This is a genomic window from Actinoallomurus acaciae (genome assembly GCF_042429965.1).
In the GTDB taxonomy this organism is placed as follows: domain Bacteria; phylum Actinomycetota; class Actinomycetes; order Streptosporangiales; family Streptosporangiaceae; genus Actinoallomurus; species Actinoallomurus acaciae.
This window is the reverse complement of the sequence record NZ_JBHLZP010000428.1, coordinates 1-6943: the sequence shown is the minus strand read 5'-3', so window position 1 is coordinate 6943 and position 6943 is coordinate 1. Positions and strand designations below refer to the sequence as shown.

The 6943-nt window shown below is 71.7% G+C and carries 7 protein-coding genes; 1 reads left to right on the top strand and 6 read right to left on the bottom strand.

What is annotated here, in order from left to right:
* Window positions 1–950: 950 nt before the first annotated feature.
* The 6 genes from ACFFNX_RS37265 to ACFFNX_RS37240 all read right to left on the bottom strand — a co-directional run bounded on the left by ACFFNX_RS37265 (window position 951) and on the right by ACFFNX_RS37240 (window position 5659).
* Window positions 951–1439 (bottom strand): hypothetical protein, encoded by a 489-nt coding sequence (locus ACFFNX_RS37265; RefSeq protein ID WP_378210744.1) that lies wholly within the window; start codon window positions 1437–1439, stop codon window positions 951–953.
* Window positions 1440–1547: 108 nt separating this feature from the next.
* Window positions 1548–2060 (bottom strand): TetR/AcrR family transcriptional regulator, encoded by a 513-nt coding sequence (locus ACFFNX_RS37260; protein WP_378210743.1) that lies wholly within the window; start codon window positions 2058–2060, stop codon window positions 1548–1550.
* 60 nt (window positions 2061–2120) lie between these two features.
* On the bottom strand, window positions 2121–3542 hold the full coding sequence (sthA, locus tag ACFFNX_RS37255) for a Si-specific NAD(P)(+) transhydrogenase (protein ID WP_378210742.1): 1422 nt from the start codon (window positions 3540–3542) through the stop codon (window positions 2121–2123).
* Window positions 3543–3546: 4 nt separating this feature from the next.
* Entirely contained in the window at window positions 3547–4326 is a 780-nt protein-coding gene (locus ACFFNX_RS37250; RefSeq protein WP_378210741.1) for an anti-sigma factor family protein, read from the bottom strand.
* On the bottom strand, window positions 4323–4877 hold the full coding sequence (locus ACFFNX_RS37245; RefSeq protein WP_446678546.1) for a sigma-70 family RNA polymerase sigma factor: 555 nt from the start codon (window positions 4875–4877) through the stop codon (window positions 4323–4325). The genes ACFFNX_RS37250 and ACFFNX_RS37245 overlap by 4 nt, the downstream gene beginning before the upstream one ends.
* A 110-nt stretch (window positions 4878–4987) precedes the next feature.
* Window positions 4988–5659 (bottom strand): FadR/GntR family transcriptional regulator, encoded by a 672-nt coding sequence (locus tag ACFFNX_RS37240; RefSeq protein ID WP_378210740.1) that lies wholly within the window; start codon window positions 5657–5659, stop codon window positions 4988–4990.
* A gap of 327 nt (window positions 5660–5986) precedes the next feature.
* On the opposite strand from ACFFNX_RS37240, the gene ACFFNX_RS37235 reads away from it, so the two are divergent.
* Window positions 5987–6943, top strand: a 957-nt coding sequence (locus ACFFNX_RS37235; RefSeq protein WP_378210739.1) for a hypothetical protein, incomplete at its 3' end; no start/stop codon positions are given.

The following is a 6943-nucleotide window of genomic DNA, read 5'->3' as shown; positions in this document are numbered from 1 at the left end:
TGGGGACACCAACCGGCCCATGCCGCCAACTCCACCGCCCGCCACGCCGACCGCCCAGACCAACCCGCTCACGGCGGCGGCGTGGGGACGCCGATCGATCCATACCGCCAGCTCCGCCGTCTGCCACGCCAACCACCTAGTCCGACCTGCTCGCGCCGACGCCGACAGTCCGCCGGGGCCGCCGGGCGGCGGCGTAGAGGGTGCCGGGCGGCGGCGTCGGGGGCGCCAGGGGGCGCCGATCGATCCATACCGCCAGCTCCGCCGTCTGCCACGCCGACGGCCTAGACCAACCTGCTCACGGCGTCGGCAGGCCGACAGTCCGTCAGAGCCGCCGAGCGACGGCATGAGGGCATCGATCGGCCCATGCCGCCAACTCCGCCGTTCGCCCCGCCGACCGTCCGGACCGACCTGCTCGCGTCGCTGTCGACGCGGCCTTCAGCGTGGCGACCTTCCACTGGATTCGTGCCGTTCGCGGTGCTCCGGCACGCTCGTCTAGCGCTTTGGCGTCCGTCGCGCCGTTCAGGTGTACGCGCTCGCCTCGGCCGGCTGCGCGTCGGTGCTGTCGGCCCTCCTGGCCGGGTGGCCGCCCAGGGGAGGCGCCACGCCTTCACCTCGTCCCGCTCGCCGGGCTCGGCGCGTCGGTTTCGCCCCGACGGCTCAGTCGCTGCTTCGGCGCCCCGACCGCCGGGCAGTGGAATCGCCGCGATGCGGTCGTGACGGCCGGTGTTCGCCGTCGTGACCGCGGCCTCCGTACCGCTCGCGTCCGCGCCCAGCCGGACCGGCCGCGTCCGGCGCCCGCCACTCGACGGTCGCATGGACCTGCCGTCAGTGGACGTCTTCCGGCGCACCATCCGCACGTCGATACTGCCGTTCCCCCTCGCCCAATACATCTCCGTCCCTTCGGGGTAGCCGGTGTGTCGGTCCGCCCTGCGTGCCATCGGACGCATCGGTCATCGGCCGGACGGGTCGCGGGGCGCGGCCGGGGAGGGCCCGGTGGGTGGGGAACGTGGCGAGCAGGCGCTGATCGCGAGGCCCAGGGCCGCGCCGTGGACGAAGGCGTTCGCGGCGTGCGTGTGGAGAGTGTGGGCGGCGGTGGAATCGAGGTGGCGGGCGATCGCGGCGGCCGCGCCGATGGACCGTGACCCCGACCGGTCTTTCATGACGTGGGTGTAGCCGGTGGCGGCGATGCTCCCGACCGCGGCCACGCCCAGGCCGTATCGGTCGCCCATGCTGCCCGCGGGCAGCAGCGCGGCGAAGACCAGGGTGTAGGCGTCGACGATCCACTCCAGCGCGGTCGCTCCGGCGTACAGGGAGACGGCGAAGGTCGGGATCGCCACGTTGACGATCGTGGTGTCGACCACGATCACCAGCGGGGACAACGCCAGCACCGCCAGCGTGAGCCAGCGCCGCGGGTACGCCGGCGGAGCCTGGTCCGGCACGGCGGGCGGCGCGGCCCCGGGGCGGTGGGGGGCGGGGCGGTCATCGGTGGCTCAAATGATTGATCAACCAATAAATAGACGAAGGACTCCGGCCGCGCGGCCGGAGTCTCAGTCGATCCGCAGGTAGTCCGGAGGCAGGTCCAGCACCGCACCCAGATTGAGCAGGTTGCCGTAGGCCATGAACCGGGTCACGGCGCCGCGGTCGGCGCCGGTCAGCTTGCTCACCAGGTCGAAGACCTCCATGTAACCCTCGCGCACGGCACTGCGGATCTCCGGGTCGGCCGAGGCCGCGTGGCCCTGCATCTGACAGCGCAGCGCGTCGGGATTGGCGAGGGCCTGGCGGTAGTTGCGGCCCAGGACGGCCAGCGACCCCTCCGGCGTCGCGGCCGGCCTCCACGCCGCGGCGAAGGCACTGCGGACCTGCGCGCGCACCGCCTCCAAGGCGGCCAGGAACAGCGCCTTCTTGTCGGGGAACAAGGCGTAGATGTAGGGCTGGGAGATCCCGGCCCGCCTGGCGATGGCGGCCGTCCTGGTCGCGTGGAAGCCGTGCTCGGCGAACTCATGGATGGCCGCCTCGAGCACCTGCTCACGCCGCTGCTCTGCCGTCGGGCGCGTACTCACGCCATGGTTATTGATAGGCCAATCAGTAACTGTCAACACAGAACGGCGGAACGCCCGCGCCTACTCGGACAGCGCGGCGACCTGGCGCATCTTGTTGATCGTGTCCAGGGCGGCGACCTTGTAGGACTCCGCCAGGGTCGGGTAGTTGAAGACGGCGTCGACCAGGTAGTCGATCGTCCCTCCGCAGCCCATCACGGTCTGGCCGATGTGCACGAGCTCGGTCGCGCCCGTGCCGAAGACGTGCACGCCCAGCAGGCGGCGGTCCTCCGGGGACACCAGGAGCTTCAGCATGCCGTACGAGTCGCCGATGATCTGCCCGCGCGCCAGCTCGCGGTAGCGGGAGACGCCGACCTCGAACGGGATGCGCTCGGCGGTCAGCTGGTCCTCCGTACGGCCGACGAAGCTGATCTCGGGGATCGTGTAGATCCCGATCGGCTGCAGCTGATGCATCTCGCGGGCCGGCTCGCCGCACGCGTGGTGACCGGCCAGGCGGCCCTGCTCCATGGACGTCGCCGCCAGGGCCGGGAAGCCGATCACGTCGCCGACCGCGTAGATGTGCGGCACGGCGGTGCGGAAGTACTCGTCGACCTTGATGCGCCCGCGGGCGTCGGCGGTCAGGCCGGCCTGGTCCAGGTCGAGGGCGTCGGTGGCGCCCTGGCGGCCCGCGGAGTACATGACCGTGTCCGCCGGGATCTTCTTGCCGCTCTCCAGGATGGTCATCGCGCCGATCCGCGTACCCCCGAAGGACCGGCGCTCCACCGCGGCGACGGTCTCACCGAACCGGAACGTCACCGCGAGGTCCCGCAGGTGGTACTTGAGCGCCTCGACGATCTCCAGGTCGCAGAACTCGAGCATGCGCTCCCGGCGTTCGACCACGGTGACCTTGGTGCCGAGGGCGGCGAACATCGAGGCGTACTCGATGCCGATCACCCCGGCGCCGACGACGACCATGGTCTGCGGCAGGCGCTCGAGGCTGATGATGCCGTCCGAGTCGATGATCGTGCTGTCGTCGAACTCGACCGTGTCCGGGCGCGCCGGATGCGTGCCGGTGGCGATGATGATCTTGTCGGCGCTGAACTTGCTCTCGCGTCCCGTCAGCGGGTCGCTCACCTCGACCGTGTGCGGGTCGGTGAAGCGTGCGGTGCCGTCCAGCAGGGCGACGTGGTTGCGGGACAGCTGGCTTCGGATCACGTCGACCTCGCGTCCCACCACGTGCTGGGTGCGCGCCGCGAGGTCGGCGACGGTGATCTCCTCCTTGACCCGGTAGCTCTGGCCGTACAGCTCGCGCTGGTTGAGGCCGGTCAGGTAGAGCACCGCCTCGCGAAGCGTCTTGGACGGGATGGTGCCGGTGTTGATGCACACCCCGCCGACCATGTTCCGGCGTTCGACGACCGCCACCCGGCGGCCGAGCTTCGCCGCGGCGATCGCCGCTTTCTGCCCCCCGGGCCCAGATCCCAGGACAAGTACGTCGAAGTCGTACACACCCCTAGTCTGGCGTGACCGCGCCCGGTGATCCAGTCCGCCCCGGCCCCTTCTGGACCGGGATGGTGAGGAGGACGCCGCCGTTCTGGTCGTGTACCTCGAACCACCGCAGGTCCGAGCGTCGCAGCGCCGTGCCGCCGTGCACCTGAAGGTGATCGGGCGCGCCGGGCACGCCGTACCCCGACCCGGGGACGGCCCACTCGGTCATGACGTGCCGCGCTCCGGTGGTGGAGACCGCGACCAGCTCGCAGGTCCGCGGCCCGGTGATGTGAGTGAGGTCGAGGGCGATGTGGGTGCCCCAGCTCTTGTCCTCCATCGCGACGACGCCGGCGACACCGGTCCTCGGGTCGGTGGCACGCCGGATCTCGCCCCAGGCCAGCAGGTCCGCCGGCACGCTGTCGTGGTCGTGCCCGTAGGCGCCCGGGCCGGTGACCGGCGCGCCGACGGCGGCGCCGCCCGCGAGGAGCGCGGCACCGGCCGCCAGGCCGATGATCGTCGTGCCGCGGCGCCGGCGGCGCTCGTCGACCCTGCGGCGGCGGAGCAGCCGGGACAGCTCGTCCGGCCCGGTCGGGCGTCCCGATGACGGCGGGTCCACGGTGTCCTCCTCCGGAGGCGCGACACCGGAGAAGAGCTCTCGCATGCCCGCGAGCTCGCCGAGTTCGCGTGCGCACCGGTCGCAGTCGGCCAGGTGGGCCTCGAAGACCCGCCGGTCGTCCTCTTCGAGCAGGCCCAGGGCGTACGCCCCCACGTCGGTGTGCGCGGCCTCGTCGACGCGGTCGATCATGTCGTCACCCCCTTCTCCTCCAGCACGACGCGCAGCGCCCGTACGGCGTAGTAGACGCGTGACTTGACCGTGCCCACGGGGATGCCGAGGGCCTCGGCGGCCTGGTTGACCGACCGGTCGCGCAGGATCGTCTCGTTCAGGACCTCCCGGTGCGCCGGGGACAGTTCCTTCAGCGCCTCGGTCACGAGGATGGTGCGCAGGAGGTCCTCCAGGCCGTCCTCCACGTCCGGCAGCGTCTCCAGCTCGGCCTCGCCGGTCTCGGGCGGCCGGGCGTTCTTCCGGCGCCGGTCGTCGATCACGATGCGGCGGGCGACCGTCGCCAGCCAGGGCAGCAGGCTCCCGCCGTCGGGGTCGAGCCGGTCGATGCTGCGCCAGGCCCGGATCATCGTCTCCTGGACGACGTCCTCGGCCCACTGCCGATCGCCGCCGGTCGCCCGCGCGACGAGGGAGAACAGCGGCCGGTGGTATTCGCGGTAGAGCGCCGCGATCGCGCGTTCGTCGTCGGCGGCCCGCGAGCGATCCGTCTTGCCGCGGAATCCGGGAAATGCCATGGCGGGGGTTCTCCGGGCGGGGAGGCTGATGATCGACTTTAGATCGGACTCCGGCCTCGCGCCAGGGACCACCGCGCGGCCCGGACCTCGCGCGCCGGTGGGGGCGTCCCTCAGAGGACCTTGCGCAGCCAGTGCTCCACGCCGGCGATGTGCACGGTCGCGAGGGCGCGCGCGACGTCCGCCTCCCGGGTGGCGAGCGCGTCGAGGATCGCGTGGTGTTCGTCCAGCGTGCGCCTGAGCGCGCCCTCCTGGGTGAGCCCACGCCAGACCCGCGCCCGGATGGTCGGCCCGCACAGCGTGTCGACCAGGGAGTAGAGCACCGAGTTGCCGGCCGCCTCGGCGATGCGGCGGTGGAACTCCAGGTCGTTCTCGACGAGGTCCTCCACGGAGGACTCGCCGGTGACGCGGGTGAGGTGGTCGCGCAGCGAGTCCACCGTCTCAAGGCTGATCTTCTGCGCCGCGAGGGCCGTGGCGGCGGGCTCGAGGATGCGCCGGACCTCGAAGAACTCCAGCACGGTCGCGTCGTGGTGCAGGTCGACGATGAAGCTCAGCCCGTCGAGGAGGGCCTTGGGCTCCAGGCTCGTGACGTACGTGCCGTCGCCCTGGCGCACGTCGAGGATGCGCACCAGCGACAGCGCGCGCACGGCCTCGCGCAGGGAGTTGCGGGACAGCCCCAGCTGGGCGGCCAGGTCGGCCTCTTTCGGCAGCCGGTCGCCGGGCCTGAGCTCCCCCGAAACGATCATCCCCTTGATCTTCTCGATCGCCTCATCAGTGATCGGCATGACTCCCCTACCCCAGCTCCCCAGGTCGACGGTCCCGTACTCATCCGTCACCGCCAAGCGTCCCACGTGGCCTTCGCCGGCCACCCCGTAACCGCGCGTCGACTCCGTCGAACCGCCGTCGCGGGCCCGGTCCGCGCATGAGCCGACGGTGGCCTACCTCCCGGAATGTGCAGATCGCTTGTGGTGAACACGGTTCGTGGTGAAAACTGATCCACCGATAAGCGCGGCATCGAGACAATGCGTCGAGCCGCCTTTTTCTTACGGTGCACACGGGGTCGAGCACGGACGAGGGTCGGTTTGCTGGGGGACGCGGGAGTCGGCCGGTCGATGAGCCGGGACGAGATCGACCGTGCGCTGACGCGCCTGAAGAGCGAACGCGAACGCATCACCCAGGGCCTGCTGGAGCTTGAGGACCATCAGGGCTACCAGCTGCTGAAGGGCACCCGGCTGACCGGCGAGACCGAGCGGTCCTGGGTCGGCATCAGCGGGCGGATGGCCACGCTGTGGAAACTGTTCGACGCCCATGGAAAAGTGCTCGGCGAGGCCGAGGAACTGCGAGAGCGCCATTCCAAGCCCGGTCAGGCCCAGCTCGCCGAGCTGACCCGCCTGCTCACCGGCACCTCCGTCGAGCTGGTGAGCGAGGAGATCCCCCTCGAGGAGCGGACCCTGCTCGGCCCGACCGGCGAGTGGCTGACGCTCGACGCCGTGATCCAGCGGATGACGCCCCTGTACGAGGAGACCGCCGGCCTGGTCGCCTCGGTGAACGAGGTCTGGTCGGCCCTGCTCACCCGCCTTGGCGAGGTGGAGGAGACGGCGCGCGCCGTGACGGCCCTGCACGGCGCCCTCGGCGCGCGCGAGCCGGAGTTCGACCGGGTGTCCGGACTCCTCGCGACGGTGAGCGAAACGGTGCGGTCCGACCCGATGTCGCTCACGTCCGGCGGAAAGGCCGACACCGCGCGGATCGACGCGATCGGGGCCGAGCTGACGGCCCTGCACGGCCGGCTGGAAGACGCCCTGCGGATCCGCGACGAGCACGACGCGCGGGCCCGCGGCATCGAGGCCACGATCGGCCTGGTCGAGACGGCCGAGCACGAGGCCGCCGCGGCCCGGGACCGGGTCCTCGCCAAGATCGACTCACCGGCGCTGCCCGACATTCCGGTGACATCGGTCGCGCTCCGCGACCGGCTCGCGGCCCTGGAGGGGCTGCGCGGCGAGGGCCGGTGGATCGAGCTGGCGACACGCGCCGCCGAGGTCGAGCGGGCCGCCGCCACCGCGCTCGACCAG

Coding starts and splice junctions, on each gene's coding strand:
- ACFFNX_RS37250 (WP_378210741.1), bottom strand. CDS start 4,326: ATGATCGACCGCGTCGACGAGGCCGCGCACACCGACGTGGGGGCGTAC.
- ACFFNX_RS37245 (WP_446678546.1), bottom strand. CDS start 4,877: ATGGCATTTCCCGGATTCCGCGGCAAGACGGATCGCTCGCGGGCCGCC.
- ACFFNX_RS37240 (WP_378210740.1), bottom strand. CDS start 5,659: ATGCCGATCACTGATGAGGCGATCGAGAAGATCAAGGGGATGATCGTT.